The 18,915-nt window shown below is 69.5% G+C and carries 22 protein-coding genes; 5 read left to right on the forward strand and 17 right to left on the reverse strand.

The window, feature by feature from the left end; translation table 11 throughout:
- The 3 genes from OHA25_RS04225 to OHA25_RS04235 form a co-directional block, all read right to left on the reverse strand.
- The gene (locus tag OHA25_RS04225; protein WP_111175515.1) at positions 1-396 is read right to left on the reverse strand and encodes an NADH-quinone oxidoreductase subunit A; all 396 of its coding nucleotides are present in this window, start codon (positions 394-396) and stop codon (positions 1-3) included.
- A 64-nt stretch (positions 397-460) separates the two neighbouring features.
- The gene (locus OHA25_RS04230) at positions 461-1,714 is read right to left on the reverse strand and encodes a geranylgeranyl reductase family protein (protein WP_305914422.1); all 1,254 of its coding nucleotides are present in this window, start codon (positions 1,712-1,714) and stop codon (positions 461-463) included.
- Positions 1,715-1,882: 168 nt separating this feature from the next.
- Positions 1,883-2,599 (reverse strand): demethylmenaquinone methyltransferase, encoded by a 717-nt coding sequence (locus OHA25_RS04235; RefSeq protein ID WP_327586307.1) that lies wholly within the window; start codon positions 2,597-2,599, stop codon positions 1,883-1,885.
- A 79-nt stretch (positions 2,600-2,678) separates the two neighbouring features.
- Here OHA25_RS04235 and OHA25_RS04240 point away from each other — a divergent pair, with 79 nt between their 5' ends.
- The gene (locus OHA25_RS04240) at positions 2,679-3,917 is read left to right on the forward strand and encodes a delta-60 repeat domain-containing protein (protein WP_327586308.1); all 1,239 of its coding nucleotides are present in this window, start codon (positions 2,679-2,681) and stop codon (positions 3,915-3,917) included.
- On the opposite strand, the gene OHA25_RS04245 is transcribed toward OHA25_RS04240, so the two are convergent.
- On the reverse strand, positions 3,914-4,132 hold the full coding sequence (locus OHA25_RS04245; RefSeq protein ID WP_305914419.1) for a DUF4229 domain-containing protein: 219 nt from the start codon (positions 4,130-4,132) through the stop codon (positions 3,914-3,916). The genes OHA25_RS04240 and OHA25_RS04245 overlap by 4 nt on opposite strands.
- A 257-nt stretch (positions 4,133-4,389) precedes the next feature.
- Between OHA25_RS04245 and OHA25_RS04250 the strand changes: the two genes are divergently transcribed.
- Entirely contained in the window at positions 4,390-4,611 is a 222-nt protein-coding gene (locus OHA25_RS04250) for a BldC family transcriptional regulator (RefSeq protein ID WP_181616591.1), read from the forward strand.
- Positions 4,612-4,756: 145 nt separating this feature from the next.
- Here the strand turns inward: OHA25_RS04250 and OHA25_RS04255 are convergent, their stop codons facing one another.
- Together OHA25_RS04255 and OHA25_RS04260 are read right to left on the reverse strand one after the other, a co-directional pair.
- Positions 4,757-5,002 (reverse strand): hypothetical protein, encoded by a 246-nt coding sequence (locus OHA25_RS04255; RefSeq protein ID WP_327586309.1) that lies wholly within the window; start codon positions 5,000-5,002, stop codon positions 4,757-4,759.
- An 11-nt stretch (positions 5,003-5,013) separates the two neighbouring features.
- Positions 5,014-6,027: a hypothetical protein gene (locus OHA25_RS04260; RefSeq protein WP_327586310.1), complete on the reverse strand. Its 1,014-nt coding sequence runs from the start codon at positions 6,025-6,027 to the stop codon at positions 5,014-5,016.
- 124 nt (positions 6,028-6,151) lie between these two features.
- Here OHA25_RS04260 and OHA25_RS04265 point away from each other — a divergent pair, with 124 nt between their 5' ends.
- Positions 6,152-6,445, forward strand: coding sequence for a PLDc N-terminal domain-containing protein (locus OHA25_RS04265; RefSeq protein ID WP_327586311.1), 294 nt, complete (start codon positions 6,152-6,154; stop codon positions 6,443-6,445).
- Between the two features lies 1 nt (position 6,446).
- Here the strand turns inward: OHA25_RS04265 and ccsB are convergent, their stop codons facing one another.
- The 6 genes from ccsB to OHA25_RS04295 all read right to left on the reverse strand — a co-directional run bounded on the left by ccsB (position 6,447) and on the right by OHA25_RS04295 (position 11,995).
- Complete coding sequence (gene ccsB / locus OHA25_RS04270; protein WP_327586312.1) at positions 6,447-7,469, reverse strand: c-type cytochrome biogenesis protein CcsB; 1,023 nt, start codon at positions 7,467-7,469, stop codon at positions 6,447-6,449.
- Positions 7,459-9,030 (reverse strand): cytochrome c biogenesis protein ResB, encoded by a 1,572-nt coding sequence (resB, locus tag OHA25_RS04275; RefSeq protein WP_327586313.1) that lies wholly within the window; start codon positions 9,028-9,030, stop codon positions 7,459-7,461. The genes ccsB and resB overlap by 11 nt, the downstream gene beginning before the upstream one ends.
- Positions 9,030-9,752 (reverse strand): cytochrome c biogenesis CcdA family protein, encoded by a 723-nt coding sequence (locus OHA25_RS04280; RefSeq protein WP_327586314.1) that lies wholly within the window; start codon positions 9,750-9,752, stop codon positions 9,030-9,032. Before OHA25_RS04280 ends, resB begins: the two co-directional genes overlap by 1 nt.
- Positions 9,745-10,311 (reverse strand): TlpA family protein disulfide reductase, encoded by a 567-nt coding sequence (locus OHA25_RS04285; RefSeq protein WP_327586315.1) that lies wholly within the window; start codon positions 10,309-10,311, stop codon positions 9,745-9,747. The genes OHA25_RS04280 and OHA25_RS04285 overlap by 8 nt, the downstream gene beginning before the upstream one ends.
- Before the next feature lie 87 nt (positions 10,312-10,398).
- Positions 10,399-11,037, reverse strand: coding sequence for a histidine phosphatase family protein (locus tag OHA25_RS04290; protein ID WP_305914411.1), 639 nt, complete (start codon positions 11,035-11,037; stop codon positions 10,399-10,401).
- A 37-nt stretch (positions 11,038-11,074) separates the two neighbouring features.
- Positions 11,075-11,995, reverse strand: coding sequence for a LysR family transcriptional regulator (locus OHA25_RS04295; protein WP_327586316.1), 921 nt, complete (start codon positions 11,993-11,995; stop codon positions 11,075-11,077).
- Between the two features lie 184 nt (positions 11,996-12,179).
- On the opposite strand from OHA25_RS04295, the gene OHA25_RS04300 reads away from it, so the two are divergent.
- On the forward strand, positions 12,180-13,070 hold the full coding sequence (locus tag OHA25_RS04300; protein ID WP_327586317.1) for an EamA family transporter: 891 nt from the start codon (positions 12,180-12,182) through the stop codon (positions 13,068-13,070).
- Here the strand turns inward: OHA25_RS04300 and hemL are convergent.
- Positions 13,012-14,301 (reverse strand): glutamate-1-semialdehyde 2,1-aminomutase, encoded by a 1,290-nt coding sequence (hemL, locus tag OHA25_RS04305; protein WP_327586318.1) that lies wholly within the window; start codon positions 14,299-14,301, stop codon positions 13,012-13,014. The genes OHA25_RS04300 and hemL overlap by 59 nt on opposite strands.
- Before the next feature lie 100 nt (positions 14,302-14,401).
- Between hemL and OHA25_RS04310 the strand changes: the two genes are divergently transcribed.
- The gene (locus OHA25_RS04310; RefSeq protein ID WP_327586319.1) at positions 14,402-14,626 is read left to right on the forward strand and encodes a type II toxin-antitoxin system VapB family antitoxin; all 225 of its coding nucleotides are present in this window, start codon (positions 14,402-14,404) and stop codon (positions 14,624-14,626) included.
- 1 nt (position 14,627) lies between these two features.
- Here OHA25_RS04310 and OHA25_RS04315 read toward each other — a convergent pair whose 3' ends face one another.
- The 4 genes from OHA25_RS04315 to hemC all read right to left on the reverse strand — a co-directional run bounded on the left by OHA25_RS04315 (position 14,628) and on the right by hemC (position 18,892).
- Positions 14,628-15,257 carry a bifunctional DNA primase/polymerase gene (locus OHA25_RS04315; RefSeq protein ID WP_327586320.1) on the reverse strand — a complete coding sequence of 210 codons (630 nt, stop codon included), beginning with the start codon at positions 15,255-15,257 and terminating at the stop codon, positions 14,628-14,630.
- A 226-nt stretch (positions 15,258-15,483) separates the two neighbouring features.
- Positions 15,484-16,467, reverse strand: a complete 984-nt coding sequence (hemB, locus tag OHA25_RS04320; RefSeq protein ID WP_327586321.1) for a porphobilinogen synthase — start codon at positions 16,465-16,467, stop codon at positions 15,484-15,486.
- Positions 16,464-18,023: a bifunctional uroporphyrinogen-III C-methyltransferase/uroporphyrinogen-III synthase gene (locus tag OHA25_RS04325; RefSeq protein WP_327586322.1), complete on the reverse strand. Its 1,560-nt coding sequence runs from the start codon at positions 18,021-18,023 to the stop codon at positions 16,464-16,466. The genes hemB and OHA25_RS04325 overlap by 4 nt, the downstream gene beginning before the upstream one ends.
- Positions 18,020-18,892 (reverse strand): hydroxymethylbilane synthase, encoded by an 873-nt coding sequence (hemC, locus tag OHA25_RS04330; protein ID WP_305914403.1) that lies wholly within the window; start codon positions 18,890-18,892, stop codon positions 18,020-18,022. The genes OHA25_RS04325 and hemC overlap by 4 nt, the downstream gene beginning before the upstream one ends.
- Positions 18,893-18,915: the final 23 nt, after the last annotated feature.

An 18,915-nucleotide genomic window follows, 5' to 3' on the forward strand; every position in this document is an offset into this window, starting at 1 on the left:
TTAGTCCCAGTCCAGACCCTTGCGGCGCCACACGTACGCGTAGGCGACGAGCACGGTGACGATGAACAGCAGCATCTCCACGAGCGCGAACAGCCCGAGGCCCGAGGAGAGCACGCGGCCGAGGTCGTCCGTCTGCGGCGCGAACGAGACCGCCCACGGATAAAGGAAGATGATCTCGATGTCGAACACGATGAAGAGCATCGCGGTGACCATGTATTTGAGCGGGAACCGTCCGCCACCGACGGGCTGGGGCGTCGGCTCGATGCCGCATTCATAGGCGTCAAGCTTGGCGCGGTTCCAGCGCTTGGGGCCGGTGAAGGGAGCGATGGCGACCGAGAAGATCGCGAAGCCCCCCGCGAGAACGGCGAGCACCAGGATGGGCACGTAAAGGTCCATCGCTACGCCTCCTCTGGAGTCGCCGCGCGCGCCGGCGCGCAGCAGGATCTGTTAATTGCGGGATTCATGCTGGTGGGGCGACCTTCGAGAGTGCGTTGATGATCTTGTCTGACGCATCGCCTCGCCGGTCGGTGAGATTACCAAGGAGTTTGAGAGCGAAGCGCATCAGCCTTGGGTGAGGGAGCCCGTGCCTGGTGCCGAAGCTCATCACACCCGGCTTCCCAATCGCCTCGACGAACAACCTGCCGAGCGTGAAATATCCGCCGTAGGCGTCCTTCAGCGTCTTGGGGTAGGTCCGCAGGGTCCGCTCGCGCTGCGCGGGAGTGGTGCCCTTGAGCGCCTTCGCGATGACCTCGGCGGCGATCTCGCCGGTCTCCATGGCGTAGGCGATGCCCTCGCCGTTGAACGGGTTGATCGACCCGCCCGAGTCGCCGACGAGCACCAGCCCGCGCGTGTAGTGCGGCTGCCGGTTGAAGGCCATCGGGAGCGCGGCGCCGCGGATCGGGGCCGTCATGGTGTCCTCGGTGAACTCCCAATCGGCCGGCATGGCCTTGCACCAGCGGCGCAGCAGGTCCCGGTAGTCGATGTTCTTGAACTGGTCGCTGGTGTTGAGCAGCCCGAGCCCGACGTTGGCGGTGCCGTCGCCGACGCCGAAGATCCAGCCGTAGCCGGGCAGCAGCGTCTCGCCGTCCCACAGCTCCAGCCAGATCTCGAGGTAGTCGTCGTCGTGCCGGGGGCTCTCGAAATAGGTGCGGACGGCCACGCCCATCGGCCGGTCCTCGCGCTTGTGCAGCCCCATGCCCACGGCCAGCCGGGTGCTGTTGCCGTCGGCGGCGACCACCACGCGGCTGCGGTAGGTCCGCCCGTCCTTGGTCGTCACGCCGACGATGTGGCCGCTGCGGTCGTCGAGCACGGGCCCCGTGACGGTGACGCCCTCCATCATCCGCACGCCGTTCTTGACCGCGTTGGCCGCGACGATCTCGTCGAAGTCCATGCGGGTGCGGACCAGCCCGAAGTCGGGGAAACGCTCGAGTTGCGGCCAGTCGAGCTCGAATCGGTGGCCGCCGCCGACGACCCGCAGGCCCTTGTTCCTGACCCAGCCGGGCGCGTCGATGTCGACGCCCATGTTCTGCAGCTGCTTGACCGCGCGGGGGGTCAGCCCGTCGCCGCAGACCTTCTCGCGGGGGAACCTGGTCTTTTCGAGGACCAGCACGTCGAGCCCGGCCTGAGCGAGGTAAAAGGCAGTTGCGGAACCGGCGGGACCGGCGCCGACGACGATGACGTCAGCGTCAGCCTGAGTGGCTGCTGGCACGGTCACTAGACCTGTCCTGTCCTACACGCGCGAAGGCCGTGGGGTGGCGCGCCTTCGTTCCTTTGTGAACCCCTTCACAAACTTGTCGGCCCGCAGTCTACTGCTTTTCCTGTACATAGTGGCAGTCGGGGTGCTGTTCTGTGATCCAAGAGGAACGGTGTGTCGCCCGTGACATCACAGTGGCTTGAACCCCCTGTGCAGGGCGACGATCCCCATCGTGAGATTGCGCCAGGCCACCCGCTCCCAGCCCGCCTGCTGAATGATCCCCGCGAGCGTGGCCTGGTCGGGCCAATCCCGGATCGACTCGGCCAGATATTCGTAGGAATCGTCATTGGACCCGAAGACTTTGGCCACTTTCGGCAGCAGCCTCATCAGATATTCGCGGTAGACCAGGTCGACAGCGGGCACCGTCACATGCGAGAACTCCAGGATCACCAGCCGCCCGCCAGGCTTGGTCACCCGCAGCATTTCGCGCAGCGCCTGCGCGGTGTCATGGACGTTGCGCAGCGCCACCGAGATCGTCACCGCGTCGAAGGAGTCGTCGGCGAACGGCAGCCGCAACGCGTCCCCCGCGATGAACGGCACCCCCGCACCGCTCAGCGCATTGCCGCCGTGGCGGCGCACGCCCGTGCGGAGCATGCCGAGTGAGAAGTCGGAGGCGATCGCGCGCGCGCCGAGCGTGGTGAACGCGTCAGTGGACGTGCCGGTGCCGGCACCCAGGTCGAGGACGAGCTCGCCCGGGCCCGCGTCGACGGCGGCGGCCACCGCCTTGCGCCAGAGCCTGACCTGCCCGAGGGAGATCACGTCGTTGACCAGGTCGTAGCGCCGGGCGGTGCGATCGAACATCGCGGCGACCTCGTCCGGCTGCTTGTCCAACTGAGCGCGCGTCATGCCTGAAAGCTTATGGCCATCCAGGACAATCAACGGAAAGTAGCCACGACATTACTGACTGTCTGCTAGAAGTTGGGGAATGCTTGCCCGTGTCGCCCTTGCGGTGATCATCGCCTCGGCCCTCGTCGCGGAGGGGCGCCCCGTCGCCGCCGCCCCCATCGCCCACACCCGCGTCGTGACGGCCGACCCGATCGACAACACCCCCCACGTGCTCGACGGCATCGTCAACACCATCGCCGTCGTCGGCCACACCGCCGTGGTCGGCGGCGCGTTCAGCGAGGTAGCGGACGCCGAACGCACCACCGCCCTGCCTCGGCACAACCTGTTCGCCTTCGATCTGCGCACCGGCCGGATCCTGCCCGGCTTCGCGCCCATCGTGACCGGCCCCGTCTACGGGCTGGCCGCGGGCGAGCACGGCACCGTCTACGTCGGCGGCGAGTTCTACGGCGTCAACGGCACCCGCGCCCGAGCGCTCGCCAGGCTGCGGATCTCCGACGGCGCGCTGGTGCCGGGCTTCCGGCCGCGCCTCATCGGCGGCTCGGTGTCCGCGCTGGCCAGGCAGGGCGGCAAGCTGTACGTCGGCGGCGACTTCGTCGGCCCGCGCGAGGCGCTGGCCAGGCTGGACGCGACCACGGGGGCGGCCGACCCGGGCTTCGCCATCACACCGGGAGCGCCGCTGACCTCCGCGGCCAAGGTCTACTCGCTGGCCGTCTCGCGCGGGCGGCTCGCCGTGGACGGCACGTTCACCACACTCGACGGCCACTCCAGGCCCCAGCTCGGGCTGATCGACATCAGCGGCCCGGTGGCCAAGGTCGCCCCGTGGCGGACCTCGGCCTACGCGCGCAAATGCGCCTCCGCGTTCCCCTCGTACGTCCGCGGGCTCGACTTCGCGCCCGACGGCAGCTACTTCGCGGTCGTCACCACAGGCGGCGCCAGAGGCGGGATGTGCGACACGGCCGCCAGGTTCGAGACGTACGCCAAGGGCTCGAACATCCGGCCCACCTGGATCAACGCCACGGGCGGCGACTCGCTCTACGCGGTCGCGGTGACGGGGGCGGCCGTCTTCGTCGGCGGGCATCAGCGCTGGCTGGACAATCCGCGAGGGCGGGACTCGGCCGGTCCTGGAGCGGTCTCACGGCCGGGCATCGGCGCCATTCATCCGCGCACCGGAAAGGCCCTCAGTTGGAATCCCACACGGGAGCGCGGCATCGGCGTGAAGGCGTTTTCAGCGCATCACACCGGACTACTTGTCGGTAGTGACACAACGAGACTCGGACGGGAGTACCATGCCCGGATTGGCATGTTCCCTCTGCCCTAGTCGTCCTGCGGCTTCGGCCGGTCGATCTTGTCGCTGATCCGTTCGCTCATGGCGTCACGCTGCTTGGACAGCAGGACGTAGCTGGCCAGACCGCTGATCAAGAAGGCACCCAGGATCAAGAACAGCGGATTTGTCAGACCGAGCAGGTACAGCACACCGAGGGTCACGATGAACAGGCCGATCCGCGACGCGGTGTAAACGAGAACGGGACGCACAGGTTCGAGGTTACTCGGGCCTGTGGACCGGTCGCTCTTCGCATCGGACGCGTGCGCTGCTACTGTTCCCAGTTAGGGAGTTTCGTAAAGAAACACCCACGAGAGCCCCAAAGAGGCTCTATCATATAACAATCGGGCAGTCAGCTGATAACAACCCGTGATCTTTGTAGAAAACCACGGATAAATCAGGCTTCGCTCGACACACTGGTTACCTGTCCGCCCGCTGGCAGGAAGCGGGATGCGAGGGGGAGAGATTGGTGGAGAGTAGCAGCGAGCGTCTGCTGACCCCAGGAGAGGTTGCCGCCCTCTTCCGGGTAGACCCAAAGACGGTTACGCGCTGGGCTGCGGCAGGCCGCATCAGCAGTATCCGCACCCCCGGAGGGCACCGGCGTTTCCGCGAGTCGGAAGTGCACGCCCTTCTCCGAGGCGAGGACGTTCTTACGGCCGACAGGCCGACAGGTGAGTCCCCGCGCGTATGACGATCCGCGCAGACGGTGATCCTGTGACCATGGCAGGGTCACCGCCGGCGGACCCCACTTTTCGCGTGCTTCCGGCACACTTCCGTACGGAAAGCATGGGGCGGCGCCAACCGCCGACCGTGGCTGGCGCCTGTCCTCTGCTTGATCAGGCGTCCTCTTCCTGCTCCGCCTTGAATTCCAGGAACTCGCGCTCCAGGTCGTCGTTCTCCTCTTCCCAGCGCTTGCGGCGCGTCGCCGCCTCCTCCTCGGTCAGCGACTCGGCCAGCCACTGCTCGTAGTCCGCGTCGCCGGGCTGCACCTCCACGTAGGCGTTGCCGATCAGGCGGCCGTCCTCGCTGGTCAGGCTCTGCGGTACGCGCAAGGTCCCGTCCGCGAGCCGGATGACGTACATGACCGAACCACCTAGATTCCGTAGCGCCGGTTGAAGAACAGCATGACGTTGAGAGCCATCCGCGTGTCGCCCCCGAGCATGTCGACGAGCGCGGGACGCTGCCGGGCGGCGATGGCGGCGAAGGCGTCGGCGAAGAACTCCTTGCGCCCGAGCCCGCCGCCCTGGCGGTGGAAGGCCGAGGCGAGGATGGGCCTGGCCCCCTCGTAGAGGTGCACGAACTCTGGCGAATCGGATACCCAGTCGCCGTAGGCCGAGTCGATGTCGTCGATGGCGTGGCCGACCTCGTGCATCATCACGTCAGGAGTGGGCGAGGGGCGGTCACCCACGACGATCTTGCGGTCTCCGTAGGCGCCGGCGCAGATGTCCCACGTGGCGCGGCCCGACGGTAACGGAGCGCCGCGTAAGTAGCCCATGTCGTCGAGTTCGGGGACGCCGCCCGGGCCGACGTAGATGCCCTCCAGGCCGTTCGCGAGCTTCTCCTTCAGCCGGTCGGGCAGCCTGGCGAGGCTCTCGACGGCGCGTACGACGTCGGGCGGCGGCGGGCCCAGCCTGGCATCCCACTGGCGGTGCAGGATCCGCTCCAGCTTCCCGCAGTGGCGCAGGCCGTCGCCCATGGACGGCACGTCCGGCCGGTGCGGTTGCGCCCTGAGGGGGCGGTCGTCGAGCTCGAAGTCGTACCAGGAGTAGCTGGGGCGCTCCATCACGGCCGCGGACAGCTCGTGGCGTTCGCGCACCGCGAAGCCGTCCCAGGTCGTCTTCTGAGCCTCGGGACGTGCCCGCTCGTGCTCGCCCGGCCACAGCGGCCGCTCCGGCCGCTCAGCGCCCGGCCAGCGGCGTCGCTTGGCGCCGTTGAGCCCCTGGCCCTCCGGCGAGCCGCTCCGGGCCTCCTGGAGCCTCTCACGGGCGTTGGACCAGAATGAGCGCTCCGCCCCTCGCGGGGCCTCCGCACGGCGCGAGAACAGGTACGACCCGCGCCGCCACCAGCGGCCACGACGATGGCGGCCCTTGTCGTTGGAAAAGGCCATCGCACCCCCTCAACGCCCGTGGCAGCCTGCGGACACTCCACGGTACGACGGGGATCTTCTCCAAGTCACCCGAAACGGGACAACCGGAAGCACGATCACGTCGCGAATGGCTTACAGTTCGGGCATGGCAGGTGTTCTGATCGGCCTGGCGCTGCTGGCCTTCTGGCTCTTTTCCATCTTCGACGTGATCACTTCACCGGAAGACGAGGTTAGGAACGTACCAAAGGCCCTGTGGATCCTGGTCGTCGTGCTGGTCCCACTGCTCGGCGGCCTGGTCTGGCTGGCGCGCGGCCGCCCGCGGACCCCGCGGGAGGCCTGGCCGGTGCCCCCCGGCCCCGGCATGCCGAAGGGCCCCGACGACGACCCTGACTTCCTGCGCGACCTCGACCGCCGGATGCGGGGTGACGACCTGGGCTAGGTCACACGTCGGCGTAGCTGTGCAGACCGCTGATGAAGATGTTGACGCCGATCAGGTTGAACAGCAGGCAGGCGAACGCCACCAGTTGCACGATCGTCGCGGCCCGCCCGCGCCATCCGGCCGTCACCCTTGCGTGCAGGTAGGCCGCGTAAGCCACCCACGTGATGAACGACCAGACCTCCTTGGGGTCCCAGCCCCAGTAGCGGCCCCAGGCGCGGTCCGCCCACAACGCTCCCGCGATGACCGCGAACGTCCACAGCGGGAAAGCGAACACGATCGCCCGGTGCGCCACCCGCTCCAGGTCCTCACGGGCCGGCAGGCGGGACATCCCGTCCCCGCGCAGCAGATAGAGGATGCCGGCGACGCCGGCCATCGTCAGCAGGCCGCTGGCGATGATCGCCGCGGTGACGTGGATGGCGATCCAGTACGAGTTCAGCGCGGGCACCACCGGGCCCGCGGCCGTGTAGAACACCTTGACGGCGAGCCCGAGCCCGAGCGCGGCCGTCACCATGACGAAGGCGCCGAGGAAGCGGACGTTGTGGCGCAGCTGGGTGCCGAGGAACGCGGTCACGGCGGCGAAGCAGATGGCCACCACGAACTCGTACATGTTGCCCCACGGCCACCGCTCCACGGCCAGGCCGCGGGTGGCGATGGCCCCCAGATTGGCAACCCAGCCGACCCAGGCGAGCACCAGCGCCACCATCCCGGCCCTGGCCGCCCCCGGCGACTGCCCGTCCTGGCCCTCGGCCTCTCCGGCCACGGTCGCTCCGCCGGGCAGCGCCGGGAAGGCGGTGTCGGACGGCGCGCCAGCGTCGACGGCCCCGGCCGATCCGGCCACAGCCACTCCGGCCGCCACCGGTTGCCGGACGGCGTGCCGCTTGGCGTCGGCCCCGTCGGCCTTCTTGCCCGGCCGGAAGCGTCCGAAGGCCAGCTCAGTCGCGAAGGCGACCATGGCGAAGACGTAGAGCAGGACCGCGGCGACGACGAAATAGTCGCTCGCCTCGGCCAGTTGCTCAGCGGACATCCTTCTCTCCTGCCGATAGAACCTTGACGATGTCGGCGAACTCCTCGGCGAAGCCCGCTGCGGAGCCCTCGGTGCGGGTCAGGCCGCCCACCTCGACCCTGCCCCCATCGGGGCCCTCCTTGACCCGCACGAAGACCCTGCGCCGCCGGATCATGAGCGAGAGCGCGATGGCGACGACGGCCGTCCCGGCGGACACCAGGGCGGGCACCCGCCCCGGGTCGTAGGCGATCTGGAGAGTGATCCACTCCTTCACGCCCACGAACTCCAGCTTGCCCGCCCCTTCCGGCAGGTCGACCGACTGCCCGGCGGCGAGCGGCTTGGGCACGTTCGTGCCCATGACGAGCGGCTTGAGCTTTTTCATGACCTCGGACGGCGCGAGCTCGTAAACCGACTGCGGCTTGCCCGAGCGCATGCCCAGGTCGCCGGAGAAGGCCCCGATGAGCTGCACCTCGGGGTTGAGCTCCCCGGGGAAGGCGGAGGCGTAGGTGCCGTCGGTCAGCGGCACGCTGGTGGGCAGGAACCGCAGCAGGAAGCCCAGCTGCTCCGGCTGCGCGTCCGGCGCCTTGACCACGCATCCCGAGGTCATCGTGGCCTTGTCCTCGATCAGGCACGGCACCGCGCCCTCGAACGCCACCTGCCCCTTGCCGTCGGTGACCTTGAAGACGGGGGCGTAGCCGTTGCCGATCAGGTAGGTCTGCGTGCCGTTGACCTCGAGCGGCGTGTTGACCTTGAGGTCGAAGTCCCTGGCGGGCGCGTCCGGCGAGTCGTTGACCTTGAGACGCGCTGTGTAGTCGAGCGCCTGCCCCTTCTTGTCGCCCTCGACCTGGTAGGCGACCTTGAAGTCGGCCAGCTGGAGCGAGAACGGCTCCAGCGACTCGGCCGACACCTGACTACCCGGGATGTACCGGTCGTAGGCGGCCACCGTGTTGGCGAACCCGTCGCCCTCCACGACCAGGACGTTGCCGCGGTAGCCGAACAAGGAGCCCGCGCCGATCGCGAGCAGGACGCCGAGCAGGGCGATGTGGAAGAACAGGTTTCCCGTCTCGCGCAGGTAGCCCTTCTCCGCCGACACCCAGCCGTCCCCGGTCACGACGCGGAAGCGCAGCTTGCGCAGCCGCCGGGCGGCCTCCTCGACCTCCAAGTCCCCCTCGAACGCGGCCGCGTGGGGCAGCCGCGACAGGTTTTTCGGCGCGGCGGGCGGCTTGCGACGCAGCTCGCGCAGGTAGGTCGCGGTGCGCGGGATGATGCAGCCGATCAGCGAGGTGAACAGCAGCAGGTAGACGGCCGCGAACCAGGTGGAGGTGAACACCTCGAACAGCTGGAACCTGTCGTACCACTCGGCCAGCGTCGGGTTCTGCTCGTAGAGCCGCGCCACCTTGTCGGGCTCGACGCCGCGCTGCGGCACCAGAGAGCCGGGCACCGAGCCGAGCGCCAGCAGGAACAGCAGGATCAGCGCCGTCCGCATCGAGGTGAGCGTGCGCCACCCCCACCGCAGCCAGCCCACCAGCCCGAACCCCGCCTGCTTGGGCGCCTGCTCCTTCTCCAGCTCCTGAACGCTCATCAGATCACCGGCTCGAATGCGCCGATCAGCCCCTGCATGCCCGCGATCATCTGTCCCCAGACCCCGGTCACCAGCAGCAGGCCGACGGCCACCATCATGCCGCCGCCGATCCTGGTGATCAGACGTGAGTGCTTGCGGATGGCCCGGAACGTGCGCAGCGCCTTGCTGTAGGCGAGCGCCGCGCCCACGAACGGCAGCCCGAGGCCCAGCGCGTACGCCAGGGCCAGGAGGGCCCCGCGGGCGGCGCTGCCCTCGTTGAGCCCGAGTGTCAGCACGACGGCGAGTGTGGGCCCGATGCACGGCGTCCACCCCAGCCCGAACACCACCCCGAGCAACGGCGCCCCGGCCAGCCCCGCGGCCGGCAACCGGTGAATCCGCACGTCCCGCATCAACCCGGGCACCACGCCCAGGAACGCCAGCCCGAGCAGGATCGTCAGCACCCCGAGCACGCGTGTGATGATCTCGGCGTTGCCCAGCAGCACCGACCCGAGCCCGCCGAACAACGCCCCGCTGAGCACGAACACCACGCCGAAGCCGGCCACGAACAACGCCGTCCCGAGCACCAGCCGTCCCCGCTTGGGGTCGGCGCTCATGCCCGTCACGTACGACAGGTAGCCCGGCACCAGCGGCAGCACGCACGGCGACAGGAACGACACCACCCCGGCCAGCACCGCGATCGGCACCGCCAGCAGCAGCGACCCGGAGGCCACGACGTCATTCATCGCGCACCTTGGTCACCGTGTCCATCAAGTCGGTGTATTTGACCGCGCCCAGCGCCCTGGCCGCGATCCTGCCCTGCTTGTCGATGATCAACGTGGAGGGGATGGCCGCCGGCGGCACGGTGCCCTGGAAGGCCAGCGCCACCTTGCCCGGCTGGTCGAAGATCGAGGGGTAGCCGGTCTTCTCGGTGCGCTCGAACGCCAGCGCGTCGGCCTGGCGGTCCTTGAAGTCGACGCCGAGGAACTCCACGCCGCTGCCCTTGGTCTTGGCCGCGACCTCCTTGAGCACCGGCGCCTCCGCCCGGCACGGGCCGCACCACGACGCCCAGAAGTTGAGCACCACGACCTTGCCCTTGTGCGCGGCCAGCGAGGCGTTGCCCCCATCGAGGGTCGGACCTTGGATGGCCGGTGCGGCCTTGCGCTCGCCCGCGGCGAACACCTGCATCTTCCCGTCGCCCGCGACGAACCGGGTGTCACCCGCCTGCGGCTGCCCGCTCTGGTTGCCGGCGCAGCCCCCGACCAGCACGGCCAGGAGGACGAGGGAGATGGACTTGGCGCGCACGGAGGAAGATCTCCTTGTACTACAACCGGTAGAGCTTGCAACTCTACCGGCGGGGGCGTACGCCCCTGACATCGGGTGACCTCGGGATCAGGCGCCGGGCACGGACGGCCCGGCGTTCAGCGACCCGGCGGGCTCGCTGTAGCCGATGCTGATCAGCCGGTTGCCGTCGAACGTGAGCGTGGTGAGGCTGGCCAGCGCACACTGCCTGCGCCGGGGGTCGTGCCAGAGTCTGCGGCCCTCGGCGGCCATCCTGATCGCCCAGATCGGGAGCTGGTGGCTGACGAGCACGGCCTCGTGCCCGCGTGCCGCCGCCCTGGCCTCCTCGACCATCGACTTCATGCGCTCGACGATGGCCGGGTATGCCTCGCCCCATGATGGGCGCAGGGGGTTCCAGAAATAGCGGTAGTTGCGCCAGTCGCGAAACAGCGCCATCCCCTGCCCGACCGGGCGGCCCTCCAGAAGGTTGCCGGCCTCGATCAGCCGGATGTCCTGCTGGATCTCCAGTCCGAGCTTCTCGGCGAGCGGGGCCGCGGTCTCCAGGGCACGCTCGAGCGGCGAGCTGTAGAGAGCCACGATGTCACGACCGCCGACGGCCTTGGCGACCGTCTCGGCCATGAGCTGACCTGTCTCGGACAGGTGGTAGTCGGGCAGCCTGCCGTAGAGGATGCCGCTGGGATTGTGCACCTCACCGTGGCGCAGAAGGTGGACGACGGTGGTTTCAGCCATGGTGTGGAAAGCCTATCCGCTGGATCAGGTCACACGGTCAGTTGACCGCCCAGGCGTTCTCCTGCACCCTGCTCGCCTCGGCGAGAGCCTCGACCAAAGCCCTGATCGCGGGACGGCGCGCCGCGTCCGCCCGCCACACCGCATAGATGCGGCGCGACTGCCGCGGCCTGATCGGCACCAGCCGCACGCCGGCGGGCACGCAGTCGCGGCCGAGCCGCGGCACGATGGCGCAGCCCAGGCCGGCCGCCACCAGGGCGAGCTGGGTCGGGTATTCGTCCGCCATGCACGCGATCACCGGCTCCAGCGAGGCGTTGCGCAGCGTGAACACCAGCCAGTCGTGGCAGACGGTGCCGGGCGAGGAGCTGATCCAGCGCTCGCCGTGCAGGTCGGCCAGCTCCACCTCCCTGGCATCGGCGAGCGGGTGACCGGCGGGCAGGGCCACGTCGGCTATGTCGTCGAGCAGCGTGGCCTTGGACAGCCCGTCGGGCAGCGCCATCGGCCTGTTGAGCCAGTCCTGGATGATGCCCAGGTCCAGCTCGCCCCTGGCCACGTCGCGGACGACCCGCTCGGGCTCGCGCTCGATGAGCTGGATCCACAGGTCGGGGTGGCGCTCGCGGAGCGCGGCCAGCGCTTTCGGCATGATGCCGCGGGTCGCGGTGGGGAAGGCCGCGATGTTCAGCCGGCCGACGACCTCGCCCCGCAGCGCCTCGAAGTCGGCCTCGGCGGTCTCGACCAGGGCGAGGATGCGCTCGGCGTGCTCGGCCAGAAGCCCGGCCGCGTCCGTCAGCCGCACGCCGCGGCCGTTGCGCTCCATGAGCCTGGCGCCGGTCTCCCGCTCCAGCTTGGCGATCTGCTGCGACACGGCCGACGGCGTGACCATGAGCGCGTCGGCCGCCGCGCCCACCGACCCGTAGATGTGCACTGCGTGAAGGGCCTTGAGCCGGTTCAAGTCCAACATGTAAGCCAGACTAAAGGGTTTAGCGTAGAAAGTCTCGCTTGTCCTTCAATCTGAAGTGGATGAAAATATATGCATGCGAATCATTAAGTCGAAGAAGCAGCAGTCGGGCTCCACCTCGTACCTGAAGGTGCTCGCCGAGCAGGCGCGCGAGCAGCGGATCCGGTACCAGAAGCCCACTCGCTGAGTGCGCCCCCGCCACCTCGCCCTCGCCGTCGGCCTCGCGGCCGTCTGGGGCTTCAACTTCGTCGTCATGCAAGTGGGCCTGAAGCACTTCCCGCCCCTGCTGTACGCGGGAATCAGGTTCGCCATGGCGGCCTTCCCCGCCCTGCTCATCGTGGGGCGTCCCGGAGTTCCCTGGCGCTGGGTCGCCGGGGTGGCGGCCACCATCGGGGTGGGCCAGTTCGGCCTACTGCTCGTGGGCATGCGAGCAGGCATGCCGGCCGGGCTCACCTCACTCGTCCTGCAGATGCAGGCCCTCTTCACCGTCGTGTTCGCGGTGACGCTGCTCGGGGAGCGGCTCACCGCCCGCCGCGTACTCGGGCTGGCCATCGCCTTCGGCGGGCTGGCCCTGGTCGCACTCGACTTCGGCGTCTCCGGCCCGATCGGCGCCTTCGCCCTATGTGTGGCTGCGGCCGCCGCCTGGGGCCTTGGCAACGTCATCCAACGCCGCGCCGCCCCTCCGGACTCCCTCCGCTTCATGGTCTGGGTCAGCGCATTGTCCGCCCCGCCACTCCTCCTCCTGTCGTTGTGGCTGGAGGGCGTGCCGACGCTGGCCTCACCCCTAGAGGGCTGGCTGTCCCTCCTCTACGTCGCGTTCATCTCCACACTGGGGGGCTTCGGCGTCTGGGGATGGCTGCTACGCCGCTACGACGCCTCGACCGTGGCGCCGTACACGCTGCTCGTTCCGGTCTTCGGCATGTCGTCAGCCGCCCTGGTCACGGGCGAGCCGCTCACCTGGCTCAAGCTCCTGGCGGCGGCCCTCATCGTCGCCGGCGTGCTCTACGCCGGCACCCGGGTTAAAGAACGGCAGCAGCCGCCTTCGCGGCGGCAGGAAGTGCTTCCGCGACGCGGTTGATCGCCTCGTCGTCGTGCGCAGCCGACAGGAACCACGCCTCGTACGCCGACGGCGGCAGGTAGACACCCTGGTCCAGCATCGCGTGGAAGAACGCGGTGAACGCGGCGGTGTTCTGCGTCTTGGCCTCGTCGAAGTTCGTCACCTCGGCCTCGGTGAAGAAGATCGAGAACAGACTCCCCGCCCGCTGCAGCCGATGCGGCACCCCGGCCGCGGCCAGGGCCTCCGATGCGGCCTGCCCGACCGCGAGCGCCGCGGCGTCAACCCGCTCGTAGGCCGCCTCGTCCAGCGCACGAAGCGTCGCCAGCCCGGCCGCGCACGCCAGCGGGTTCCCCGACAGCGTCCCCGCCTGGTAGACGGGGCCTTCCGGCGCGAGATTGGCCATGACGTCGGCCCGGCCGCCGAACGCCGCCGCCGGCAGTCCGCCGCCCATGACCTTCCCGAACGTCATCAGGTCGGCCTCGACCGGGTCCAGCCCGTACCAGCCGGCGGACGAGACCCGGAAGCCCGTCAGCACCTCGTCCACGATGAGCAGCGCCCCGTTGGCCGTGCAGAGCTCGCGTAGCCGCGCGTTGAACCCGTCATGCGGCGGGACGACCCCCATGTTCGCCGGACACGCCTCCGTGATCACGCACGCCACGTCGGCCGCCGAGAAGGCCTCCTCGACGGCCTCGATCGAGTTGTACGGCAACACGATCGTGTCCGCCGCCGACGCCCCGGTCACGCCCGGCGTGTCCGGCAACCCGAACGTCGCCACCCCGGACCCCGCCGAGGCCAGCAACGCGTCCACGTGCCCGTGGTAACACCCGGCGAACTTGATCACCTTGGACCGCCCGGTGAAGCCGCGGGCCAGCCGCACCGCGCTCATCGTCGCCTCGGTGCCCGAGCTGACCAGCCGCACCTTCTCGACGGGGGCCACCCTGGCGACGATCTCCTCGGCCAGCTCGACCTCGCCCTGCGTGGCCGTGCCGTACGAGAACCCGTGGGCGACCGCGTTCGACACGGCCTCAACCACCGCGGGGTGCCGGTGGCCGAGGATCATCGGCCCCCATGAGCACACCAGGTCCACGTAGCGGTTGCCGTCCACGTCCGTGATGTAGGGCCCCTGCCCCTCGGCCATGAAACGCGGCGTCCCCCCAACCGCCCCGAACGCGCGCACCGGCGAGTTGACGCCCCCGGGCACGATCTGGCGGGCGCGGGCGAACAGGTCCTCGGAGTTCTGAGTACGGCTCACCCGACCCAGGTTAGTCCCGCCCCATCCCGCTCCCCGCCCCAGCACGCGCTATGACGGCTAGGTGCATAACGTTTAGTGGTCATCAACATGAGGAGGAAGCGTGTCTGTCACTCAGATCGACATCGATGACGACGTCCTCAAAGAGGCCATGCGCATGATGGGCACGACAACGAAGAAGGAGACCGTCAACCTCGTGCTTCGCGAGTACGTCGCGCGAGTCAGACGGATCGAGGCATTGGAGAAGCTCGCCGCCCGTGCGCAACATCCGCGCTGTGGCGCCAAGGTCATGACCGAGGTCGAGCAGCGCGACATCCGCCGATTCTGACTCAGTCGGCGAGCCACTCCAGGATACGCAGCGGGTCAGGCAAGGGCCGCCCGTCCGGAGGCCGCAGCCACGTGACGGGCTGGCCGCTGGGAAGCATCGACGGCGGCGCGACGACGTAGCTGTCGCGGCAGTGCCACCGCAACCCCGGCGTGTCCTCGATGGTCGCCGGATCGCAGTCCAGGTGACAGGACCACCACTCGTCCTCGTCCTCCGGATTGCCCCGCGTGGCGACATAAAACAAGACCCGGTCGCCACTTGCGGCGACCGGGCCAGAGTGAGCGTCCGCGGCGTCGATCCTGGTGAGGGCCGACAGGCCGGCGGCGAGCGGTACGTCGAAGACGTCGAACACACGTCCCGTGGGCAGAATCACACCGGCCTCGGGCTCGGCCTGCCACCATCGGGTGAGCTGCGCGGGGTCCGTCGTGGCCTGGAGCGACCAGGCGGGAGACAGCGGGTGGGCACCCGGGTCTGGACAGCCGAGCCGATCACAGGAGCACGCGCGCGGACCGTTCCGAAGCGGATAGGCGCCGGGCACCACGGGCCAGCCCATGGCCGCGTATTCGAGCACGGCGCTGATGCGCGTTGGTCGCGGCCGCTTTTTGGTACGCCGAGCTAGTGGTACCCCCACCATTGGTGTCTCCCGTCACAATCCCTCGCGCGCCTGAGGAGGTCCCGGCTCCGGGCGGACTTAAGCACACGCGGGACACACCAGCACTTGTTATCGCACTCTAACGCACAGGCCACAGGAGTTGACGGGAAACCCCTTGGTACGCGTGTGGAAGGTTGCCGATCAGACCTCGATGGATCCGCAGCGAAGCGAGGACATCCATCGAGGTACGCGAGCGGAGGCTCGCCAATCAGACACGCCGTGCCACTTCGGTGGCCCAGTACGTCAAGATCAGGTCGGCCCCGGCCCGCTTGATCGCGACCAGTGACTCCATGATCATCCGCTCCCGGTCCACCCAGCCGTTGGCCGCCGCGGCCTCGATCATGGCGTACTCGCCGCTCACCTGGTAAGCGGCCACCGGCACGTCCACCTCGTCCCGGAAGCGGGCGATGATGTCGAGGTAGGCCAGCGCCGGCTTGACCATGACGGCGTCGGCGCCCTCGGCGAGGTCGAGCCGGACCTCGCGCAGCGCCTCCTCCAGCGGCCCCGCGGGGTCCTGCTGGTGGGTGCTGCGGTCGCCGAACTGCGGCGCGCACTCGGCGGCGTCGCGGAACGGCCCGTAGAAGGCGGACGCGTACTTGGCGGAATAGGCCAAAATCGGGATATTTCCGTAACCGGCGCCGTCCAGCGCCGCGCGGATCGCCCCCACCTGGCCGTCCATCATCCCGCTCGGCGCCACCATCTGCGACCCGGCCTCGGCCTGGGCCACCGCGATCGAGGCGTAGCGCTCCAGCGTGGCGTCGTTGTCCACGTCACCGGACGGGGTGAGGATCCCGCAGTGTCCGTTGTCGGTGAACTCGTCGAGGCACGTGTCGGCCATGACCACGATGGAGTCGCCGACCTCGGCGTTCACGTCGCGCAGCGCGAGCTGCAGGATGCCGTCGGGGTCGTCGGCGGCCGAGCCGCGGGCGTCCTTGACGGCGGGGATGCCGAAGAGGATCAGCCCGCCCACGCCGGCCTCCGCCGCCTCGTGGGCGGCCTTGCGCAGCGAGTCGCGGGTGTGCTGCACCACGCCCGGCATGGAGGCCACCGGCTGCGGCTCGGTGATGCCTTCCTTGACGAACGCGGGCAGGATCAGGTCGGCGGCGTGCAGCCGGGTGCCCGCCACCATCCGCCGCAACGCGGGGCTGCGGCGCAGCCGCCGCGGCCGGGCGACCGGGAATCGCGCGCTCATCTGAGTCTCCTTCTCGCACCCCGCCGGTTCTGCGAGGGCTTGCGCGGGGTGTCTCCCGCGGCCAGCGCTGCTTGGCGCTGCTTGGCACCGTACTCGGCCAGTGCGGCGGCCAAGGCGGATGCGGATGGCTTGTCGGACATGACGTCGACCCGGAGCCCGAACTCCTCGGCGGTCTTGGCCGTCTGCGGCCCGATGACCGCGATCACGGTGACGTTGTGCGGCTTGCCCGCGATGCCCACCAGGTTGCGTACGGTGGACGACGACGTGAAGAGCACGGCGTCGAAGCCGCCACCCTTGATCGCCTCACGGATGGGCGCGGGAGGCGGCGCGGCCCGCACGGTCCGGTAGGCAGTGACGTCGTCGCACTCCCAGCCCAGCTCGGTGAGCCCGGCCACCAGCGTGTCGGTCGAGATGTCGGCCCGCGGCAGCAGCACCCGGTTGATCGGGTCGAGCATCGAGTCGTACGGAGGCCACTCGGCCACCAGCCCCTCGGACGACTGCTCGCCCGACGGCAGCAGGTCCGGCCTGACCCCGAACTCGACCAGGGCCCGCGCGGTCGCATCTCCCACGGCCGCCACCTTGAGCCCGGCGAAGGCCCGTGCGTCGAGACCGTATTCCTCGAACTTCTCACGTACGGCCTTGACCGCGTTGGCGCTGGTGAAGGCCACCCACTCGTAGCGGCCCGTGACCAGGCCCTTGATCGCGCGGTCCATCTGCTGCGGCGTGCGGGGCGGCTCGACCGAGATGGTCGGCACCTCCTCCGGCACCGCGCCGTAAGCGACGAGCTGCTCGGACAGGCTGCGCGACTGCTCTTTGGTACGGGGAACCAGCACCCGCCAGCCGAAGAGCGGCTTGGTCTCGAACCACGACAGCTTGTCCCGCAGCCCGACAGCCTCGCCGACCACGATCAGCGCGGGCTCGGTGAACCCGGCGTGCTTGAGGTCGGCCTGGAGCCTGCCGAGCGAGGACACGACGGTGTATTGCTCGGTGGTGGTGCCGCCACTGCTGACCGCGACCGGCGTGGTGTCGGGCTTGCCGCCGGCGATGAGGGCCTTGCCGATGGCGACGGCGTCGCCGATGCCGTGGTAGATGACCAGGGTGCCGCGGCAGGCGGCGTGCTGGGCCCAGTCCTGCTCCTGCGCGGCGTCCACGATCCTGAACTCGGGCACGGCCGTCGCCGGCGGGATGCCCGCGTAGGTGAGCACCGCGGTCGCGGGCGGCACGCCGGGCACGATCTCGAAGTCCACCTCCGCCGTGGCGCAGGCCGCGACCTCCTCGGTGATCGAGGAGAACAGCATGGGGTCGCCCGCGCACAGGCGTACCACGACCTGCCCGCTCATCGCGCGCTTGACGATCTTGTCCCTCAGGTCGTCGTCCTCGACGACCTGGGCGCCTTCGCGGCAGTGACGCAGCAGCGGGCGGTGCGCTTCCTCGCCGAGCACCACGGCATCGGCCTTGGCGAGCAGCTCGGCGGCGCGGAGCGTGAGCAGATTGGGGTCGCCGGGACCCGCGCCCACGAACGCGACGAAACCGGAGGTTGGACTATCGGAGCTCAATGGGAATGCTCCCCCATCAATCTGTCGGCCCCTTCGGCGATCATCTCGGCCGCGAGGCGGCGGCCCAGGTTAACAGCCTCCGAAGGAGAGCCGGCGGCGGACTTGCGGACCGCTTCACGACCGTCGATGGCGACGACCGTGGCGGTCAAGTTCAGAGTGTGCCCGTCATCGAGCGCGAAAGCACCCACTGGAGCAGCGCAGCCGGCCTCCAGGGCGGCCAGCACCTCACGCTCGGCGGTCACCGCGGAGCGGGTGCGCGGGTCGTCGAGCACGCTGAGGAACTCGATGAGGTCGGGGCGGTCGGCGCGGCACTCGACGGCGAGCGCGCCCTGGCCGGGCGCGGGCAGCAGCTCTTCGATCTCGAAGATCTGCGCGACGTCCGCGGCGCGGCCGATCCTGGTCAGGCCGGCCGAGGCCAGCACGACGGCGTCCAGCTCGCCGGAGGCCACCTTGCCGATGCGCGTGTCGGCGTTGCCGCGGATCGGGACGTATTCCAGGTCGGGGCGCATGGCGCTGAGCATGGCGATCCTGCGCGGCGAGCCGGTGCCGACCCGGGCGCCGGGCGCGAGGTCGGCGAACTTGTGCGGCCCGACCAGCGCGTCGCGGTGGTCGTGCCGGGCCGGGATCGCGGCCAGCGTGAAGCGCGGGTCCTGCTTGGTCGGCAGGTCCTTGAGCGAGTGCACGGCGAAGTCGATCTCGCCTTCGAGCAGCTTGTCACGCAGCGCGGTGACGAACACGCCCGTGCCGCCGAGCTGGGCGAGGTGGGCCTTCGTGACGTCGCCGAACGTTGTGACGCCCACCAGCTCGATCGAGCGCCCGGTGCGCTCGGTGTAGGCGTCGGCCACCATCTGCGACTGCGTGGTGGCCATCAGGCTCCTGCGGGTCCCCAACC

It is taken from the genome of Nonomuraea sp. NBC_00507 (assembly GCF_036013525.1).
Taxonomy (GTDB): domain Bacteria; phylum Actinomycetota; class Actinomycetes; order Streptosporangiales; family Streptosporangiaceae; genus Nonomuraea.